Genomic DNA, 18615 nt, shown 5'->3' on the forward strand with positions numbered 1-18615 from the left:
ACCCAGTTAGGGCAAGGGTGGCGAAAAACGGACAGACATCGACCTCACGAAGCAGGCCCTCGTCGCCTGGGAGGGCACGAAGCCTGTGGTTGCGACCTGGATGTCCCGCGGACTCCTTGTCCCTTGACCGCTTTCCCCGAGGGAGGCAACGCGGCGTGTGGGGCGCGAGCCGCCCCTGGCACGCGTGCCCGCACGGAAAAGTTCCTGGTACAGCGTCACTTTTCCAGGGGGAGCGGGAGGACGCGATGGGGCGGGTTTCAGCGGATTTCGAGGGGGTCGAAGCCGGCGTCGACTCGGCGATCGTGGGCGCTAACCCCGCGATCTCTGGTCGGCCGGACGATTCCGTGACGCTTCCGGCGATGCCCTCAGCGGTTGTGAAGCAGACCGCGCTGACGACCCCTCCCCGACCCGAAGCAGCCCCGATCACGCCCCCGGCGAGCAGCCCGCGCCAGGTGCTCGTCACGACCCTCACGCAGACCATCGCCGCTGCCCACGTAGCGGGCGACCTCGCGACCGCGCAGATCGCCGCTCGCACCCTCTCGGCGCTCCTCAGCGCCCCGCAGCAGCCCAACCACGTTGCGCCTGTCGTCGACCTCGCCAGCGCGCGCCGCGCGCGATCCTGAGCCCATCCTGAACGCCACCGCGGCCGGCTGAACGCCGTCGCCGTCCACCAGGCCGCAAGTCCCACGACGGGGTCTGCCGCCTGGAGGTCGCCGTTCCGCTGATCTACGTCGCCGGTCGGTAGCGGGCGCCGTCTCCCTACGGCGAGGTAGAGGTTCGCGCCATCGTGGACCTGCTCTGGGAGGTGCATCAGTGGGAGCGCTGGGTGTTGATCCTCGTCGGCGGCGGTGAGCAGGTGAGCGAGATCGCCCGGAGCCTCGGGATGCCGATCGGGACCGCCCTCTCGCAGCTCCGCCGAGGGCGCAGCCACCTTGCCGCCATGCTCAAGCAGCGGCGTCGCGTATTCGGTTACACCGCCTTGCCATCAAACGCAAACTGCCCCTTGTTCCCGTTGAGGGGGCGCAAGCCCTCTGTGCCAACGTCGGGTGAGACAGGCTCCCCCTGGAAATCTGTGGTGAGAGGGCGGAGAATGGACCTGACCCGTGCCGAAGCCTTCCCATCTCCGATCCGTCGATCCTACCCTTGCCCCAGCGGCGCAGGGCGCTGCTCCCCGGGGTCTTCTACTGCCTGTACGTCGTCCTCGACCTGTTCAGTCGCATGACCGTCGGCTGGCTGCTCGCCGAGCGCGAGAGCGCGGAGCTCGCCGAGCACCTCTTCGCAGAGACGGTCGCCCGCCACGGCGTCGAGCCCGGTTCGCTCACGGTGCACACCGACCGCGGCTCCGCGATGAGGTCGGAGGGGCTCGCTCAGCTCCTCGGCTCGCTCGGCGTCGTTCGAAGCTTCAGCCGGCCTCACGTCAGCGATGACAACGCCTTCTCCGAGTCGCAGTTCAAGACGCTCAAGTACCAGCCCGACTATCCGGACCGCTTTGCCTCGCTGGCTCATGCGCGGTTCGAGGCGAAGCGCCGTCGGCCGCTCACGGTGGAGCTCGATGGTTTCAACGTCGAGGCGGCGGTGCGCATCGAGGGCTACGACGACGAGGGGCGCGAGCGGCTCGTCCGGTATTGCGCGCGTCCCTGCTTCGCTTTGGAGCGGCTCAGCATCCTCCGCGACGGTCGGACGTGGCGGTTGGGGCGCTGCTGACGATGGTGCATGGCGCGGTCGAGCGCGAGCGGGTGTCGACTGCGCTGGGCGCTGTACTGCCGTGGGCTGATGTTGGATTCGTGTCGGAGGGGATCTCGGTCCAGCATCTTGATCCGCTGCTGGATGGGCTCCTTCTGGCGACGTCGCCTCGCGTCGAATGGGCGAAGCTTTTGCGGCGGACTTACGCAGTAGATGTTCTCGCGTGCCCGCGATGCAGCGGGCGGATGCGACTCATGGCCGCGATCACGGACAAGGCGACGGCGAGGAAGATCTTGAGCCACCTCGGTCTGTTCGCCGAGCCGCTGGAGTGCCGCGCGCGGTACCCGGCGGACCCCGCGTGACGAAACTGAAAGGGGAGGGACGCTGCTCGACGACGTGGCCGGGGGGAGGTCTGCCCTGAGGTGCGTGCGCCGGCCATCACGACGCGCCGCGAACCGCGACGGCGGCCGTTTGGACGAGCTCAGTAGTGTACAGCTATACGGTAGGATGCCTTCCGCTTGGTGCCAGTAGTGTACAGCTATACGGTAGGATGCCTTCCGCTTGGTGCGACGTCGCGGTAATCGCAGGCGTTTCACGAGTGGAAGGCCTGTCTGATCGCATAAGGCCCGTTCTGTCGATAAACTCGTACAGTCGGACTGCACGAGCCAGGAACGGCTCCGAGAATCTTGACTTTGCGGAACGCGTTTGCTTGTCCTATCCGCACGGAGACAGCTGATGGACCTGGTGGAAGACTTCGCCGAGCCTGGGGTCTCGGTGGTCGCCGCGTGCGCCGCGCTGGGAGTGAGCCGTGCGACGTTGTACCGAGGTACGAGCCCGCCGCGGCCACCGGCGATACGAGAGCGCGTGCCGAGTTAGGATTCTCGTGACCGCTGTCTCATCCGCGTTGACAAATTCCACCTCCGTCGACCGAACGAGAATTCGCCGACGTACTTTGGGTTTCGCAGCATCTCGCGAATGGCGGAGTGCATCCAGCCCGCGCCAGCTCGGCGTCGCCCACGAGCGCCCACGTGCTCACCCGCGGATCGGACCGAGGGAGCGAACAGCGAAGGAATAAATTTCTAGACCGTGACTCCGGTACTTACAAACGGTAGGTAAACCCGTACGTCCCCTTTATGGAGAGGCCTAATGAACCGCGCTTCCCTCGTCGTCATTCTCACCTCGTTCGCGTGTGCCTCGGCGCTCGTCGGTTGCTCGTCCGATTCGGGCGACACGCAGGGCTCTGGAGGTAGCGCTCCCAATGGTTCCGCAGGCACCGGTGCCGTGGGCACGGGCGGCTCGGCCACGGGCGGCTCGGGCACGGGCGGCTCGGGCACGGGCGGCTCGGCCACGGGCGGCTCGGGCACGGGCGGCTCGGCCACGGGCGGCTCGGGCACGGGCGGCTCGGACACGGGCGGGGCTGCTGGCTCAGGTGGTAGCGGAGCCGGCGGGGCCGGGTCCGGTGGTGGCGCTGGTGGAGGCTCGGACACGGGTACGTTGTCCGCCGGGTGCGGCAAAACGCCGACCATTGACGCCAGCATGTACAATAACGGCAACCCGATCTCGATTACGGCGGCGAATCGGCAACGTCGATACATCCTGAGCGTGCCGGCCAACTACGACAATAAGAAGCCGTACAGATTGGTCATCGCTTGGCATCAGCTCGATGGAAACGACAAGCAGATGTATCAGCAGAACTACTACTGGCTGAAGGACATCGCCGACGCCGCCAGCAGTACGATCTTCGTGGCTCCCAATGGGGAGAAGAACGGAACGCCGTGCACCGGGACTGGCAACGGGGAAAGCGGCTGCGGGTGGCCCGACTCAAGCGGCTCGAACGTGGCACTCGCGGACGCCGTGGTAGAGCAGGTCGAGCAAAATTTCTGTATCGACAAGAGCAAGATCTTCGCAAACGGCTGGAGTTACGGCGGCAGCATGTCCTACCGGACGGCTTGCTCGCGTCCACTCGATGGAGCCGGCACTTGGGGTGTCCGCGCCGTCGCCATCTACAACGGAGCGGCGCAGCTCAGTGCCGGCAACTGCAAGCCGAGCGAAGCGGTCGCCTTCTACGCATCCCATGGCACCAACGACAACGTCCTTCAGTACGGTGGCGGTGTCTCGATGGCGCAGACGTACGCCGGGCTGAACGGTTGCACCTGGAAGGAGCCGACAAGGGCCACCGGAAACCACGTGTGCACCAACTTCATGGGCTGCACGACGGGTTATCCGGTCGAGTTCTGCTCCTTCGTGGGACCGCACACGCCTGATCCGCCGCGAGAGGGTGGTCAACGTTGGCAACCGCAAGAGGTTTGGAAGTTCTTCAGTCAGTTCTAGGCTGCCAAGAGTCGAGCCTAAAACCTCTTGAAAGGTCGGATCGAGTGTGAGCTACAGTGCTTTGTGGAAGCCAAGTTTGCCGACGTGCCCGACGCTCTGTGGCGTCGGATCGAGCCGCTGACACGAGCGGAGCCGCCGAAGCCGAAGGGAGATCGCCCTCCAGTCTCAGCGCGAGTCGTGATGGCCGGCATCCTGTATGACGGTCGTCGCGGCATCGCTGGAAGTGGAGCTCTCTCGACAGCGCCTCGGTGAAGGCGCCAAAAGGGGGACCTCACCGGCCCAAATCCGACGGGTGCGGCTCTTCTGGAACGATGGCGTTTTGCTCATTTCACCCGGCGCAGCTTGGGTCGAGGCGGCGGCAGGGGTGATCTGGTCCTTGTTGCCATCGACCAGCACCACCCACCGCCGAAGGCGTTCCGGATCGCGACGCAGGCCTTCAGCAAACGCCGCCGAGATCACCTCCCGCGCTGACTTCTCCACGCTCGCCCAGACCCGTTTGTTCACCGGCCGCGGCCGTTGCGCCGCGACGTCATGCACAGGGCGCAAGTCGTTCACGATGTCGTCAGGCGTGCGGACCCAGGGGTCTATCGTGTAGATGGTGGCGACCTCGGCCATTCGCTTCCGGTTGCGCTTCTCGCCCTTGGCGAGGCGCTTGGTGAGCTTGTGTTTCCCGGCGTCCGCAGCCTTCCGCGTCGCAGGTCGGAGGTCTTCGCGCCTCATCGCGATCCCCTTGCCGTCGAAGCTGAGTACCAGCAGCGCCTGAGTGTCCTCGACTTCGACGGCGCGGCTGGAGTAGAACGCATCGAAGTCCTGCGCGGCGCGCTCCGCGAGCTCCTCCACCTGGCGCTTCGGCACCGCGGCGCCGGTCGATTTTCTCAATCCCTCAACGACCTCATCGAACGAGCTGCGGGCGGCGCTCTCGGCGACGTAGCGACGGACGCTGTGCGAGTAGAGCTCGTCCGGCAGGCTCAGCGCCGCATCCATCGGATGAAGACCGGGGACGCCCGGCGCCTGATAGGCCACGCGTGGCACATCGACCTCGCCGACGACCGACATGAGCGCTCTGCTGCTGAGACGTCGATGCTTGCGCTGAACGCCGTCCGCGCCCTTGACCACCACGGCCTTTCGCGCTCGGCCCGAAGCTCGAGGTGGGCCTGGAGGAGCCGCCGCTGGTACTCGCGCCCCTCGTCGACGACGAACCCCTCCAGCTCGGCATGCGTGCTCTCCATCGACTCGGATGACCGAAGATGCTTCTCCATGACTTCTGCCTGCTCCCGGGCGCTCTTGAAAGGGTCCTGACCTGCTGCAACGGCGTACGCGGCGCTCACGACCAAGTCCTCCTGCCGGTCCAACCTGCCTGTCGGGACCGGCCTCTTGCAGAGGCCATGGGTATGTCAGATTCGTAGCATTTTTGGATTTCCTCGCCCTGTTGCCCCTCGGAACGCCTGAGGCGTAGTTTTGCATGCCACCTGCAGCGCGCTGCGCGACCCGTGCGTCGGCACGTGCCGCTTGCTTGGGACACCACGGTCACAATGCAAAACGCGCCAAAGCACTTGTAGCGCGGACCATGGAACTAGCGCGGGCCATGGAACTCGAGTTTGACTCTTACGCACGCTGGAGGTCCTCATGCCCTTTAAAAACTGGCCTGCTGTCCTTTCGTTCTCGGTCATCTCCGTCCTCCCCGCCGCGGTGTATGCCAGCGACCCCGCTGATCTTCCCCTTCCGCCCAGGGGCTTCGATACCAAGGACGCCGGCATTCCCCATGGGAAGCTGGACGTCTCCGTCAGCTATCCGACCCGAAACTACGGAATGCGGAAGGTGACGGTTTATATGCCGCCGGGGTATTCGACGAGCCAGAAATACCCTGTCGTTTACCTGCATCATGGAATCGGCGGCAATGAGGTCTCCTGGATCGGCCAGGGGAGCAACGAAGGCAATGCCGACAATATCATGGACTATCTGTACTCGAAGCAGATGGCCAAACCCATGATCGTCGTGATGCCCAGCGGCAAGATGGACGGAGGAGACGATTTCGCGCGCTTCGCGAACTTCGGGGACGTCCTGCTCAACGACCTGATCCCCTGGGTCGAGAAGACTTACTCCGCCGCCACCGACGCCGATTCGCGGGTCATCTCCGGCCTGTCGATGGGCGGGGGGCAGACCTTCAACTTCGGGTTCCCCAACACCGATGTCTTCCATTACATCGGACCGTACTCGGCTGCGCCCAACACCCAGCAGCCGAGTCAGACCATCAAGGATGTGGCTGCGGTCAAGAACAACGTGAAGCTCATCTTCATCTCTTGCGGCAGCGCAGACAACCTGATCGGCAATAGCAGAATTATCACGACTTCCTGGATCAGAACAACATCGACCATATTTACCAGATCGAGGCGAACGAAGGCCATACCAAGACGGTCTGGAACCGCAGCTTTTACAACTTCGCCCAACGCATCTTCCTCGACCGGGGCACGACGGGCAGCGGTGGGGCCGGTGGGGCGGATGGCGCCGGAGGGGCCGGCGGGGCCGCGGGCGACGGCGGTAGCGCAGGGGACGGGAGCGGCAACGGCGCGGGCGCAGGGGACGGGAGCGGCAACGGCGGTAGCGCAGGGGAAGGAAGCGGAAACGGCGGGGGCGTGCCCGGAAGTGGTGCCGTCACGACAGGCGGTTCTGCAACGACTGGCGGGCAGGTTTCGAGCAGCGCGAGCGGCGGCACCGACGAGGGGGCGCCCGCGACGGAAGACTCTAGCTGCAGCGTCTCGGTCCCCGGGTCCGAGCCCGGAACGCCGCCTTGGCGCTTCGGGATCCATCTTGCGGCGATCGGAGCCCTCCTCTTCAGAGCGCGAGCAAGAAGGAATCGAGGCTGAGCGGCCGAGCGTCGCTCGACGCTTGCACAGCGTAGAAGACGACGGATGCGCCATGGCGGGCCCGTGGAGGGCACAGCGTGTGAAGGCGGCGCCGTTGATGCCTGGATAAGAAACGGTTGAGCTCGAGCGGGCGCCTCGCAGAACTGGCTGGAGCGCCCGCGCGATGCGGCGCACGGAGGCAGTTTCCGACGTCGGTGTGAGGCCATCGGAAGCGCGCCCACGTGATACCCTCGCGCCGGCCAGTGCGCGGTCGGGGCTCCCTCTCTCTGCTCGCAGCATTCCTCCTCCACGCGGGCGGCGTCATCGCGGCTCGTGTGCTCGTGCCGGAGGGCCTCGAGGCGCCGGCGCGGGCTGGCGCGAGCGACCAGCTCGAGCCGCTCCTGGTGCTGGACACCGATGTCTTGCTGGACGAACCCAGGACGCCGGAAGCCCGAGCGACGGAGCCCCGCCAGGTCCTCGCCCGGGCAACGGGCGTCGATCCCGGCTTCTCGCGTGCCGCGCCGAGAGAGCGCGGCCGAGCGCTGTCCGAGGCGCCTCCTGCGCGAGCATCTCGCTCCGGCGCGGCGACCCACGATCACGCGCCGCCGGACGCGGCTCACGCGCTGCCAGACGCCGCCCATGCGCCGCCGGACGCTGCCCACGCGCCGCCGGGCGCGCCCGACGCGCCTCCCACCGCCGCGGCACCTCCAGGCCTCGGCGGCGCGCCGGTCTGGGCATTGCCAGGTGTCTTGCCGGTGGAGCCTCCGGTGCGTCCCCGCGCTGCCGAGCGCCCCCTCGCCCCGGTGCGCCCCGTCCCTGAGCGCTCCGCGCGGAGCGACGCGGCCAAGGACGGGCGGCAGCCGGTCCTGGTCTTCCCCGCGGCGGGCGTGCTCGCCTCTGCTGTCGCGGAGGAGGTGTCGTCATCCGCCGTGCCGCCGGACTCCGAGAGCTCGTTCGAGCTCACGCTGGACGCGAAGGGACGGCTGGTCTCGGTGCGCTTCCTGGAGGCAAACACGGGGAACGGCGACGACTTCCGGCGCGTCGCCCAGGCCGTGTTGAAGCGCTTCTCCGCGCGTGCGCTGGCGATGAACGGCGACTTTGCCGCCGGGAGCAGGGTGACGGTCCACGTGACCAGCCGGGTCGTCATGCCGGATGGGACGTCGCACGGGATCCCGACGCCGACGAAGAGACCTGGAGACGGCAGGTCGATCATCCGCGAAGACTCGCTGGACGATCGCTTCAGGTCGCCTCATCTGGCGCCGTCGCCGGGCGTGAAGCTGCCCAAGCTGACGTTTCTCTTCGATCTCGCGAACATCGGCGCGCAGCGCCGGAGGGTCGTCAGCACGCGGGTCGAAGCGGTGCCCGCCGCGCTGCCCTAGAATACTGTTCACGTTGCTCAAGCGAGAAATGAACCGCCAGAAGACGCCAGAAGACGCCAGAAGACGCCAGAAGACGCCAGAAGACGCCAGAAGACGCCAGAAGACGCCAGAAGAATAAAAATATCTTGGCGTCTTATGGCGCCTTGGCGGTCCGAAATCTGCGCTTTTCAGGCAGCTTCAGCCCGTTTGTCGCCCTACAGCGGTTTCCGCCCGCCTCTGCACCATGCAGAGCAGAGCGGCGGTCTCCCGCACAGGAGACGGGCCCAGATCGGCGTTTTCGGCGCGCAAGCGCACTCCGGTGCGCTGAGCACCGAAAACGTCGAGGTGGGCCCGTATCCGAAGCGGGTGACCGCCGCTCTACTCCGGCCAGACCTCGATCCAGACGAACAGCACCTGCCCGGCGGCCTGGTTGTCGACCGCCACCGGATAGACCGTGCGCGCTCGGAGCGCCTCGACGAGGTGACCGTGGTGGATCGCGAACCGCCCGATGAAGTCGTCGTTCACGAGGTCCCTGTCGATGAGCTCACCGCTCAGGTGGACATCCGGCGTGAGCGGCACGCGGTACCAGGTCGGCGGGCCTTTCCATCCGGGCGTGCAGGTGTCGCGTTGCCCCGGGCGATCCAGCGCTCGCCTCCCGAGCGACCGGCCGCCCACGAACAGCTCCGCCGAGCCGAAGGGCTCCGGCGGCTCGGTCCCCGCCCCTGCCGCCTCCGCCGCGAAGCCGGCCACGCTGGCGGCCGCGGCGACAGGGTGCTTCGTGCGGAGCAGGCCGCCGATGGCGGTGAGCGCCTCCGCCGGGACCGCGCCCATGCCGTCCCATTGACGGCCGTCCGCCTTGGCCGGGCTGATGACGGCGCCGTCGATGGAGATGCGGACATGCGCCGGCAGCGGCGGCGCCGCCGGCTTGCACGCCGCGCAGCCAAGGGCGATCCCGCACAGCGCGGCCGCTCCGAGAGGACGTGACGCCATGCCTCGAGAATCTATCCCGGCGGCCGCGCCGCACCAACGCCCTTGGTCGCGCGCGGGCGGCCATGCACGCCGACGGCGTAGGCCCCGATCACCAAGAACTTCGCGTCAACGGCGCACAGGGCGGAAATCAGATCGAGGAAGTCTTCGTTCATGGGCGGATCCCGGGAAGGCCAGCTCGAACAGCTCCTGACTTAGCTTCCAGGTGACCTCGGCACGCTGGTCTCTTCCGCACAGCATCCGGGTGCCGCCCGGCGCAAGCGCGGCTCACCCGCGGCTCATCCGCCCGATCGCCTCGACCAGCACGCCGTCGTCCGCGCCCTCCGCGTCGCCCGAGAGCGCCTCCTCCGCGGCTGCGAGCGCCGCGTCGCGGAGGCGGTAGAGCTCGGGCTCGGGGATGCCCGCGCGCGCGGCAAGCACGCCCGGCGGGACGCCGCGCAGCATCTCCAGGACCAGACCCAGGCGGCGGCGGGCTTCGGGCAGCGGCGGCGCGTCGAGGCCGAGCCACCGCCGCGTGGCCCGCGGCCCTCCGGCGAGGCGGCGCGCGGCGGCCTCGGCGACCTCCGCGGCGAGCGCGTTGTACGCCGGCGGCGACGGGAGCCGCGCCTCCGTCCAGACGAGCAGCCGCACGAACTCGCGCGCCCCCTCGAACGCCCGCCGCCCGTGAAGCATGCGCCGGTTGTCGACGACCAGGAGGTCCGCCGGGCCGAGCGACAGCTCGATCACCTCGCGTCGCGACGCCTCGACGAACCACGCGAGGCGCGCGGCGAGCGCGTCCCCCGGCGGCACGACCGGCGCGTGCGTGAGCGCGAGCGCGCCGCCGCGGAGCGACACGGTGGGCCCGAAGAAGTCGCCGAAGACGAACGGGATGCGCCTGTACACCGTGAAGAGCGCGCGGAAGAGCTCGGGATCGGCGCGCTCGATCGCCGAGAGCAGCGGCCAGCCGTCGAGCAGGAGGCAGCCGCCGCCGCGCTCCGCCGGCCTGACGCAAGCCATGATCTGCACCGCCGGAGGCGCGCCCGCGTAGCACTGGCTGTCGGTGTGGAGCGGCGCCGCCGCGGAGCTCGCGGCGAACGACCTGCCGCCCGGCGCGGCCTTGATCGGCTGCCGCTCCACCAGGAGCGGCCTTGCCCCGAGGAGCCGCTCGGCGAAGCTCCAGGGCGCCCGCGCGGCCTCCTCCGGCGCCAGCACCGCGTCGCCGCGGAGAACCGAGAAGCCGCGCGCCGCGAGCTCGTCCAAGAGCCTCGCCGGACCGCCCTCCGGCCCGGGCCAGATCCATCGCTCGCTCATGGGCGCGCTCCGCGAAGGCGCTCGAAGGGCAAAATCATGATATTTATCCAATACATACAGACCAGACGGCCGCGCCGCCCACCCGCTCACGCATCGAGGAAGCGGACCTCCCGGAAGCCGGCCCGGAGCAGGTCGCGCGGGATGGGCACGATCCGGAGCAGCGCCGCGCCCTCGGGCACCTCGATCGGCGCCCCGAGCCGGCGCACGTGGAACACCGCCGGGGTCGCGAAGAAGGCGTCGGTCGCGACCACGCCGCGCATCACGTCGTAGCCATCGCCGTGGACGCCGTCGAGCAGGCTCGACCAGCCCGGCGGCGTCCAGGTGAAGGCCCACGGCTTCACGAAGAAGTGCGGCTCGCCCGGCGGATGCGGCGTGAAGTATTTCGTCAGGTACCAGAGCGCCCCGCGGTTCGCGGCGATGAAGTCGTCGCCGAAGGTCTGCGCGAACGTGCGCTCCACCGCGGCCGCGCCATCGGCGAGCCGCGGCGCGTCCGGCGCGACGGCGAGCGTGTGCCCGTCGAACGTCGCGCGGAACGGGACGGCGTTCCTCACCACGATCGACGCGAGCCGCCGAGCACCCCCGCGCCAGGGGACCGGATCCGGCCCGGCCGCGGTCGTGACCTCGGTCACCTCGGTGATCTCCGGCGCCGCCGGCCCGGCGACGACCAGCCGCACGCGCGCCGGCCCCGCGCTCTCCCCGTCCGCGCTCTCCCCGCCCGCGCTCTCCCCGCCCGCGCTCGCGTTCCGCCCACCCGCCGTGCCCGCCACGAGCCGCCGGTACTTGCGGGTCACCTGGCCCTTCTTCACCGCGAAGTACCTCGCGTCGTAGAACTCCGCATGCGCCCGCCCCACCTCGGGCGCATCCGCGAGCGAGCACGCCTCGATCTGCACGTCGGGGAGCACGGGCGCGATGCAGCCGATCTCGCCCTCGAGCTGCAGGCGCTGCGGGGCCTCGTCGCGGACGCGCAGCTCGACCACCAGCGGGACGAACGCGCCGTCGTCGGCGAGGTACGCCTCGCTCACCTCGATCAGCGCGTTCCGGCGGTTGGCTGCCCCCGCGACGCGCAGCCACAGGCCCGGGTCGGGGCGCACCAGGAGCCCGGTCCACAGGCGCAGGCGAGGCGGCCCCAGCCCCTTCCGGCACGTCCAGGCGAGGCCGCCGCGCAGCGCCCGGTGCCATGCCCCTTCCGGCGCCAGGAAGCCCTGCGAGACCAGCCGGGTCAGCGCGGCGCGGTGCGCGCGGGCGAGCGCCTCGCGGTGCTCGCCCGCCGGCTCGGCGCGGAGCGACCCAAGGCGCCGCCGCACCTCGATCGGCCGCGCCAGCGTGATCTGGAGCCCGAACGCGTTGCCCTCGAGCAGCGGCACACACGCCTTCGCCACCCGGAGCGGCACCGCGCCGTCGAGATCGCCGGTGCGCCGGGTGAGCCGGCACAGGCCGAGGGCGTCGAGCACCTCGAAGCGGGCGTCACCCGCCGCAGCCACCACCACCGCCGCAGCCGCCGCCACCGCCGCAGCCGCCACCGCCCCCGCAGCTCGACGAGCTGCAGCTCGATCCGCCGGACGAGCCGCCCCCCGTCGAGACCGGAGGGGGCGGGGTCATCGCGTAGACCATCGGCCCGAAGAGCGGCGACATCGCGAGCGCCGCCGTGCCGCTCGCGGCGACCGTCAGGCCGATGTCCACCGCCTCCCGGCGGCGGCCGCTCGCGACGTCGGAGCGGAGCGAGACGGTCGAGTCGTCGAGCCACCGGAGGTAGTCCGACTTCATCGTGCTGTACGCGCTCGCGGTCCGCGCCACGATCCACGTGGCGACGAGCAGCGCGATCATCTCCACCACCAGGAACGCGTAGGGTCGGTCGAGCTCCTCCGCGCGGATGGCGCGGATCAGCCCCACGCCGAGCAGGCCGACGCCGACCGCCCACACCACGGCCGAGAGCGCCGTCATCGTCCCCCGCGGGCGCAGCATCCCGGCGGCGGCGAGCTCGGCGCGGAGCTCCTGCTCGAAGCGGGCCGCGATCTGGTCGGCGGAGGCGCGCACCTGATCGAGCGAGAGCGTCACCGTCTGCTGGCCGTGGGCGCCCCTCGACGAGAGCGAGCTGAAGAACGCCGCGAGCACCCGGTCCGGCGGGGGCGAGCCGACCACGAGGAGGAGCGCCTGCGGCGCGTCCTTCGCGTCCCCCGCGGGCACGAGCCAGCCCGCGCCCATCGCGACCGCGATCAGCGTGGCGGCGACGCCCTTGTTCTCGTCGCGGAGGTACGCGATCGCCCAGTACTCGTCCGGCTGCGGGATCCAGCCCGCCGAGAGCCGCTGCCGCTGCGGCGCATGCGCGTAGGCCGGGGAGCGGTAAGGCGTGCCCCCCGGCGCCCCCGCGACCGCCTCGGCGCCGCGCAGCTGCGCCGAGCGATCGAGGGAGGCGCCGACGGCGCTGCGCACCAGGATGGCGACGACGAGGCCAGAGACCGAGAGCGCCAGATAGAAGAGCAGGAACGCCGGCCCCGACGCCATGTCGAACGGGAAGAAGTCGAAGATCTCGTGGATCATCGCGCCGCCTCCGGGTGCTCCAGCCGGTCGACGTCGTCGACCGCGCGCGCGAGCAGCTCCGCCAGCGCCGCGCAGGCCGGGCCCGGCGCCTCGTGGACGCGCTTCAGCGGGGCCACGTCGACGCCGAGGAGCTTGCCCGCCCCGGCGAGCACCGTGCCCAGATCGTCGGCGCCCTCGATCCCGTGCAGGCCGAGCAGGGCGTGGAGCGGGCCGCGGATCTGCTTCACCTTGCGGGAGACCGCGCCCTTCAAGGCGTCGTCCGCGCCCATCCCGTCCACCACCGCGCGCCGGAGGCGGATCTGCGCCTCGCGCAGCTCCTGCTCGACGCGCAGGCGGCGGTTCTTGCCGTCGATCACGAGCGCCGAGAACGGGTCGCGGCCGGAGAGGAGCACGTGGCACCGGCGGATGTCGTCGTAGAGCAGCGGGAACACGTCCGCGGCCCGCGGGATCTCGGCGGCGGTGAGGATCATCGCCTCGATGCGGGCCGCGTAGCGCGCGATCTGGAGCGCGTTGGCGATCGCGTCGAGGCTCTGGCGGGAGGCCTCCTGGAGCACCACCATCAGATCGACGTCGCTCTGCCCGTCGCGGTAGCCGCCCCGCGCCGCGCTCCCGTACACGAGCAGGCACGAAAGCTCGTCGCCGAGCGTCCGCTCCAGGCTCTCCTTGAGCTCGACGAGCCGCGCCTGCACCGGCGCCGGCAGCCTGGAAACGGCGTTCCCCGTGGCGATGGATCCATCGTTCATGGTCTACCTTCGCGGCTCGATGAGCCGGACCTCGGCGCTCGAGCCAATCCCCTTGATCGCCCAGACTACCCGACCTCCCGGCAGCCGCTCTCGCCGAATGAACGGCAGGAGCCTGGGCCTGACGCTCCCATCGCCCGAGGGCCCGACGAAGCGGGCGCGGAGCAGCAGGCGGTCGACGATCGCCTCGGGCGCGAGCCGGGCGTCGTCCACCGCCGCCGCGGCGATGCGGAGCGCGTCGGCGACCGCCGTGAAGCTCGGGGCCCGCGGCGACGCCTCGACGCACCGGGCCCCGAGGCGCGCGGCCGCCTCGCGGTGAGACGAGAGCCGCGGCAAGAGCGGGAGCGCGTCGTCGACGCGCTTGCGCTGGAGGATCGCGCGCGACCGGGCGACGTCCCCGGCGTCGAACGGAGCCACGGCCTCCGGCGGCGGATCGACGGGTGAGGTGAGCAGCTCGGCCACGCGGGCCTGGACCTCGGCGAGCGCCGACGCCTCGAAAGGTGAAGCATCAGGAGAATTTTGCAGCGAGGTGGCGCGAGAGCCGGGCAACCCCGGTCGGGACGGCGCGGACCGGGCGATCGCCCTCGCGGTCGCGATCTCGGCCGCGAGCGCGGCAAAGGGCGGGAAGTCACCGTCGCGCTCGAGGAGGATCGGGAGCGGCCCGCTGCGAGCGACGACCTGGGCCAGCAGGTCGAACACCGGCGCGGGGACCGGATGGGCATGCGTGTCGAAGTAGAAGCCGTGCTCCACGACGCCGCCGGCGATGTGGATCATCGCCACGCGCTCGAGCGGGTAGGAACCGAGGAGCTCCCCCGGATCGACGCCGGCGTTGACGGCGTTCGCATAGACGTTGCCGACGTCGAGGAGCAGATCGCACCCGGTGCGGGCGACGACCTCGGCATAGAAGTCCCCCTCCCCGAGGGCGCCGCCCGGGAACCGCAGCGTGCAGGCCGCGTTCTCGAGCAGCAGGGGGATGTCCGGGAGCGCCCGCCGGGCGGCGGCGACGTTCTTCGCGACGGCGCGCGCCGCCTCGAGCGTGTACGGCAGGGCGGTGAGGTGGCCGATCTCCCGGCCGCCGCCGCGCACGAACGCGACGTGCTCGCTCACGACCGGGGCCGCGAGCTCCCGGCAGAGCGCCCCGAGGCGCCGCGCGCGATCCATGTCGATGCCCGAGGCGCTGCCGAGCGAGAGCTTCACGCCGTGGGGCACCACGGGCCAGATGCGCGCGATGGCCGAGGCCTCGCGCCGCGCGGCCGGGCTCGCGAAGCAGGCCTCGGCGACGACCTCGACGAAGTCCACCGCGCCGGGCGCGGACAGCAGATCGGCGGCGAGCTCGGGGCGGAATCCAACGCCGACGGCGCCGATGCCGGAGAGGGATGATCTGGGGGCGGGCACGAGCACGCGGGGACCTCCCTCAGTCTGCCCTCGCGGAGGGATCCGGAACAGAGGACAGCGGGATCGGCGAGAAGTCGAGCTCACCCGAGATGCGAGAGGCAGCGGCGATCCTCGGCGACGACGAGGGCGTGGTCCCGCTCGGCCAGGCTCCGCCGCCGCGCTCCGCGGCTCAGAGGAACTGGCTGCTCCACTTGCGGAACGTCATGATGCCTTTCTCCCCGGCGCACAGGACGGGCTGAGCGCGGTAGATCTTGTTCTCCCAGATCGGGATGTCCTCCTCGAGCTGCCGGCAGATCTCCGCGGCGAGGGCCTGGCCGAGGCGCTGCGCGCCGTCGTTGCGCAGCCAGAAGGCGAAGCGGATGTCGACGAGTTCGTCGTCGATCGGGGTGACGGTGTTCACGAAGAGGAGCTCGACGATCCCGGTGAAGCGGATCGTCCCGTACCCCATGCCGTGGCCTTCCCATGTGATCGTGCCGTCGACCACCCGCCCTCCCGGGCCCTTCTGCTTCACCGCCGATCGCGATCGGATGATGTGGCCCTCGATCTCGATCTCGGTCCGGGGCGGCTCGAGCATGGCGTGCACGGTGACGAAGTGGGCCGGATCCACGATGTTCTCGAGGGTCTCCTGGACGTGCGTCCGGACCCTCCAGCGCTTGATCAGGCCCAGGGACCACTCCGTCGAGCGCGCCTCGGCGAGCGGCGGGATCTCGAAGGCGGCGGGCTCGCCGCCGAGCGCGTGGTGGACCAGGATCAGGCCGTCGAGCTCCCGCACCTCCCAGGCGCGGATCCTCGCTCTCGGCGGGATCGTGTCCGCATAAGGGATGTGCACGCACTTCCCTTCGCCGGAGATCACCCACCCGTGAAACGGGCACCGGATGCCGCCCTGCTCGACGCGGCCGCCCACCCCGAGGTGCGCGCCCATGTGAGGGCAGTGGGCGTCGAGGACCCGGGCCTCTCCGTCCTGCGTCCGGAACAGCACCAGATCCTGCCCGAAGCAGCGGAGCGACATGGGCCCGCCCGTGGACAGCTCGTCCGAGGCGGCGACCTGGAACCAGCCTCGGGGGAAAGGCTGCAGAGGGATTCGAGCGCTCACGTGGGTCTCCTCGGCTCAGCGTCTGTCGGGGTCGCCCGCGCGCTCGTGCAGCGCGGGGCGGAGGGGCTTCATCGTGCCGGTGATCGCGGCATGAGCTCGTCATCATACGAGACCCGGACGCGCCGAGGTACTGCCAAGCTGGCTCCTGCAGGCCTCGCGCGCCCGAGCGGGCGGCCGCGCTCCTGCGGAGGCCGCGTGTCCGCCGCTTGCCCTGCCCGCCCGCGAGCTCTCTGCCGATCGCCGCCGGCGGGATCCCCGGTGTTCACCGCCCGCGGCTCGTCCCCTGTCAGCGCGCCGCCGAGAGCTGCTCCAGCCCCTCTTCCACGCCGATGACGGGCGCATGCCCGAGCTCGGCGCGGGCGCGGTCGGACTTCACGGTCACCGAGTGCGACATCATGGAGGCGGCGAAGCGGGTCATCGGCGGCGCCCGGCGGACGCCGAGGAGGCGCCAGGCGCCCTCGATCGCGGCCGCGAGCGGGACGACGACGGCGCTCGGGACGCTGCGCCCGGGCAGCGCCACCCCTTGCGTCCGCGCCAGCGCCGTCAGGAACTCGCGAAACGTGCGCGTGCCGTCGTCGGCGACGAAGTAGGCGCGCCCGCCCTGGCCGCGCTCCAGGGCGAGCAGCAGCTCGCGTCGGCTCACCTCTCACTCCCACCAAGCAAAGCGGCCATGACTGCCCGCAGACGAGTGATCTCGCCTTGGAGCGCGTCATTTTCCCGCCGTAGACGCGCCTCCGCCGCTCGTGACCGCGAGAGGTCGGCGTTCTGCTCCTGAAGGACGTGGTGCAAATGGCGCCGCTCGACGAGCAGCATGCCATGAATCGGACGCAATAAATCGGAGCGCCGCCGCCGAACCACTCCTTGCGCTTCGGGTGCGCAGCGCGCCCCCTGCTCCGGGCGCATGGTCGATAGCCACGGCCGGCACGGCCGTGGCTGACGTGGCTGACGTGGCTGACGACAGTTCAGGAAGCGGATTGACCGGCGCTTCCACGGTACTCTGAGCCATCCAACGCGACCTCCTATCCAGCCTCGCGGCGCGCGCCGTGCCATTCTTCTTCTCCCTCTCGGCCCTCTCAACGAGCTGCTCTCGCGGCGCGCCGGAGCCTCCGAGCGTCGACGGCACCGGCGGACATCCGGCGACCACTGACGCGACCCAGGGCAGCACGCACGCGTCCGGGACTGCAGGCGAGGCGACGACCGGCGCCAGCGTCCCGGGTGACGCTGGCCCGGACGCTCCCCCTGATGCGCCCGAACATCCAGGGGACAGCACCTGGAGAGCCACGCGTTGGCTCGAGAGGTGCCAGATGGCGGCGTCTGCCTGCCCGTACCAGGGCGCACCCCCTGGCGCCTGCGGCCGCGCAAGCGGCGGTACGGGTCCAGGGGTCGCGCGCTCCCGCGACACCTGGCTGGCGGGAAGCCTGCCTGGCTGGTAGTAGCCTCGAGCTGGTAGCAACCTCGTGAGCCCCCTCCTCTCCACCACGGCGTCGTGGGAATGCGCATCACGCCGCCCGCTGGCTCGAGCGGAGAGGGGCTATTGCCTCGGAGAGCAGACATGTTGAAGGTGGCGATCATCCTGGGGAGCACGCGGCCGGGCCGCAACGGCGAGGCTGTCGCGAAGTGGGTGCATGACGTGGCGACGAAGAAGGGCGGCGCCGACTACGAGCTCGTCGATATCAAGGATTTCGACCTGCCGTTGCTCGACGAGCCGGCGCCCCCGTCGATGGGACAGTACACGAAGCCTCACACCAAGGCGTGGGCGGCGAAGATCGATTCGTTCGACGCCTTCGTGTTCGTCACGCCGGAGTACAACCACGGCACCTCGGGCGCGCTCAAGAACGCGATCGATTTCCTGTACAAGGAGTGGAACAACAAGGCGGCTGGCTTCGTGAGCTACGGGAGCGCGGGAGGCTCGCGCGCCGTCGAGCAGCTCCGGCTCGTGATGGCCGAGCTCCAGATCGCGGACGTGCGCTCGCAGGTCATGCTCTCTCTGTTCGACGACTTCGAAAATTTCAGCGTGTTCAAGCCCCGCCCCCGCCACGAGAAGTCCGTCGGCACCTTGCTCGATCAGCTGCTCGCGTGGGCCGGAGCGATGAAGACGCTGCGCGCCGGGTGAGCAAGGCGCGCTCCCGGCGCCTCGACGGCCCGACGACGCCGAGCCGCAGCGGTTCTCGTGGCGTTCGCCGATTCTACCGCGGACGTTGCAGGAGGGTACCAGGAGAACCCCGTGGAGGGGAAATCGGCGCCTGAGGCCGCCGACAGGAAACCAGCGCCGACCTCGATTGTGTAGGGTGTCAGATGGCGCAACCCTTGGTCGGCTCGTGGGGCTTCGCGGCGGACGGGACCCTCGCTCGGAGGCG

General features: G+C 70.0%; 16 protein-coding genes and 1 pseudogene. 6 read left to right on the forward strand and 11 right to left on the reverse strand.

The genetic code is table 11. From position 1 onward, the window contains the following. The first annotated feature begins 359 nt into the window (after positions 1 to 359). The gene (locus tag ACSRUE_RS38885; protein ID WP_157906582.1) at positions 360 to 623 is read left to right on the forward strand and encodes a hypothetical protein; all 264 of its coding nucleotides are present in this window, start codon (positions 360 to 362) and stop codon (positions 621 to 623) included. Between the two features lie 556 nt (positions 624 to 1179). Further along, positions 1180 to 1512 (forward strand): annotated as a pseudogene (locus tag ACSRUE_RS38890) (transposase); the annotation flags it as partial. Between the two features lie 1043 nt (positions 1513 to 2555). Here ACSRUE_RS38890 and ACSRUE_RS38895 read toward each other — a convergent pair. Further along, positions 2556 to 2672, reverse strand: a complete 117-nt coding sequence (locus tag ACSRUE_RS38895; protein WP_080598819.1) for a recombinase family protein — start codon at positions 2670 to 2672, stop codon at positions 2556 to 2558. 157 nt (positions 2673 to 2829) lie between these two features. Between ACSRUE_RS38895 and ACSRUE_RS38900 the strand changes: the two genes are divergently transcribed. Continuing rightward, entirely contained in the window at positions 2830 to 4014 is a 1185-nt protein-coding gene (locus tag ACSRUE_RS38900) for an alpha/beta hydrolase family esterase (protein ID WP_441287979.1), read from the forward strand. Between the two features lie 165 nt (positions 4015 to 4179). Here the strand turns inward: ACSRUE_RS38900 and ACSRUE_RS38905 are convergent, their stop codons facing one another. Beyond that, positions 4180 to 5070 (reverse strand): hypothetical protein, encoded by an 891-nt coding sequence (locus ACSRUE_RS38905; RefSeq protein ID WP_441287980.1) that lies wholly within the window; start codon positions 5068 to 5070, stop codon positions 4180 to 4182. Positions 5071 to 5640: 570 nt separating this feature from the next. Between ACSRUE_RS38905 and ACSRUE_RS38910 the strand changes: the two genes are divergently transcribed. Both ACSRUE_RS38910 and ACSRUE_RS38915 read left to right on the forward strand, forming a co-directional pair. Then, complete coding sequence (locus ACSRUE_RS38910; RefSeq protein WP_441287981.1) at positions 5641 to 6987, forward strand: alpha/beta hydrolase-fold protein; 1347 nt, start codon at positions 5641 to 5643, stop codon at positions 6985 to 6987. A 637-nt stretch (positions 6988 to 7624) separates the two neighbouring features. Next, on the forward strand, positions 7625 to 8236 hold the full coding sequence (locus ACSRUE_RS38915) for a hypothetical protein (protein WP_157906578.1): 612 nt from the start codon (positions 7625 to 7627) through the stop codon (positions 8234 to 8236). A gap of 357 nt (positions 8237 to 8593) precedes the next feature. On the opposite strand, the gene ACSRUE_RS38920 is transcribed toward ACSRUE_RS38915, so the two are convergent. The 9 genes from ACSRUE_RS38920 to ACSRUE_RS38960 all read right to left on the reverse strand — a co-directional run bounded on the left by ACSRUE_RS38920 (position 8594) and on the right by ACSRUE_RS38960 (position 16901). Beyond that, entirely contained in the window at positions 8594 to 9205 is a 612-nt protein-coding gene (locus tag ACSRUE_RS38920; protein WP_012234525.1) for a hypothetical protein, read from the reverse strand. Positions 9206 to 9216: 11 nt separating this feature from the next. Next, positions 9217 to 9357 (reverse strand): hypothetical protein, encoded by a 141-nt coding sequence (locus ACSRUE_RS38925; RefSeq protein WP_157906577.1) that lies wholly within the window; start codon positions 9355 to 9357, stop codon positions 9217 to 9219. A gap of 112 nt (positions 9358 to 9469) precedes the next feature. Beyond that, a complete protein-coding gene (locus ACSRUE_RS38930) occupies positions 9470 to 10492 on the reverse strand; it encodes a TauD/TfdA family dioxygenase (RefSeq protein WP_441287982.1) in 1023 nt (340 codons plus the stop codon). Between the two features lie 86 nt (positions 10493 to 10578). Then, a complete protein-coding gene (locus tag ACSRUE_RS38935) occupies positions 10579 to 11997 on the reverse strand; it encodes a hypothetical protein (protein ID WP_441287983.1) in 1419 nt (472 codons plus the stop codon). Continuing rightward, positions 11957 to 13030 (reverse strand): hypothetical protein, encoded by a 1074-nt coding sequence (locus ACSRUE_RS38940; protein ID WP_441287984.1) that lies wholly within the window; start codon positions 13028 to 13030, stop codon positions 11957 to 11959. Before ACSRUE_RS38940 ends, ACSRUE_RS38935 begins: the two co-directional genes overlap by 41 nt. After that, the gene (locus tag ACSRUE_RS38945) at positions 13027 to 13773 is read right to left on the reverse strand and encodes a nucleotidyltransferase domain-containing protein (RefSeq protein ID WP_441287985.1); all 747 of its coding nucleotides are present in this window, start codon (positions 13771 to 13773) and stop codon (positions 13027 to 13029) included. The genes ACSRUE_RS38940 and ACSRUE_RS38945 overlap by 4 nt, the downstream gene beginning before the upstream one ends. Positions 13774 to 13776: 3 nt before the next feature. Continuing rightward, positions 13777 to 15171 (reverse strand): DUF692 domain-containing protein, encoded by a 1395-nt coding sequence (locus tag ACSRUE_RS38950; RefSeq protein ID WP_441287986.1) that lies wholly within the window; start codon positions 15169 to 15171, stop codon positions 13777 to 13779. Positions 15172 to 15334: 163 nt separating this feature from the next. Then, the gene (locus ACSRUE_RS38955; RefSeq protein ID WP_441287987.1) at positions 15335 to 16258 is read right to left on the reverse strand and encodes a Rieske 2Fe-2S domain-containing protein; all 924 of its coding nucleotides are present in this window, start codon (positions 16256 to 16258) and stop codon (positions 15335 to 15337) included. 286 nt (positions 16259 to 16544) lie between these two features. After that, a complete protein-coding gene (locus tag ACSRUE_RS38960; RefSeq protein WP_441287988.1) occupies positions 16545 to 16901 on the reverse strand; it encodes a hypothetical protein in 357 nt (118 codons plus the stop codon). A gap of 909 nt (positions 16902 to 17810) precedes the next feature. Here ACSRUE_RS38960 and ACSRUE_RS38965 point away from each other — a divergent pair. Continuing rightward, positions 17811 to 18371, forward strand: coding sequence for an NADPH-dependent FMN reductase (locus tag ACSRUE_RS38965; RefSeq protein WP_441287989.1), 561 nt, complete (start codon positions 17811 to 17813; stop codon positions 18369 to 18371). Positions 18372 to 18615: the final 244 nt, after the last annotated feature.

The organism is Sorangium sp. KYC3313 (assembly GCF_052075895.1).
In the GTDB taxonomy this organism is placed as follows: domain Bacteria; phylum Myxococcota_A; class Polyangia; order Polyangiales; family Polyangiaceae; genus Sorangium; species Sorangium cellulosum_B.

Coding starts and splice junctions, on each gene's coding strand:
- ACSRUE_RS38885 (WP_157906582.1), top strand. CDS start 360: ATGCCCTCAGCGGTTGTGAAGCAGACCGCGCTGACGACCCCTCCCCGA.
- ACSRUE_RS38895 (WP_080598819.1), bottom strand. CDS start 2,672: ATGCACTCCGCCATTCGCGAGATGCTGCGAAACCCAAAGTACGTCGGC.
- ACSRUE_RS38900 (WP_441287979.1), top strand. CDS start 2,830: ATGAACCGCGCTTCCCTCGTCGTCATTCTCACCTCGTTCGCGTGTGCC.
- ACSRUE_RS38905 (WP_441287980.1), bottom strand. CDS start 5,070: ATGTCGGTCGTCGGCGAGGTCGATGTGCCACGCGTGGCCTATCAGGCG.
- ACSRUE_RS38910 (WP_441287981.1), top strand. CDS start 5,641: ATGCCCTTTAAAAACTGGCCTGCTGTCCTTTCGTTCTCGGTCATCTCC.
- ACSRUE_RS38920 (WP_012234525.1), bottom strand. CDS start 9,205: ATGGCGTCACGTCCTCTCGGAGCGGCCGCGCTGTGCGGGATCGCCCTT.
- ACSRUE_RS38925 (WP_157906577.1), bottom strand. CDS start 9,357: ATGAACGAAGACTTCCTCGATCTGATTTCCGCCCTGTGCGCCGTTGAC.
- ACSRUE_RS38930 (WP_441287982.1), bottom strand. CDS start 10,492: ATGAGCGAGCGATGGATCTGGCCCGGGCCGGAGGGCGGTCCGGCGAGG.
- ACSRUE_RS38940 (WP_441287984.1), bottom strand. CDS start 13,030: ATGATCCACGAGATCTTCGACTTCTTCCCGTTCGACATGGCGTCGGGG.
- ACSRUE_RS38945 (WP_441287985.1), bottom strand. CDS start 13,773: ATGAACGATGGATCCATCGCCACGGGGAACGCCGTTTCCAGGCTGCCG.
- ACSRUE_RS38965 (WP_441287989.1), top strand. CDS start 17,811: ATGTTGAAGGTGGCGATCATCCTGGGGAGCACGCGGCCGGGCCGCAAC.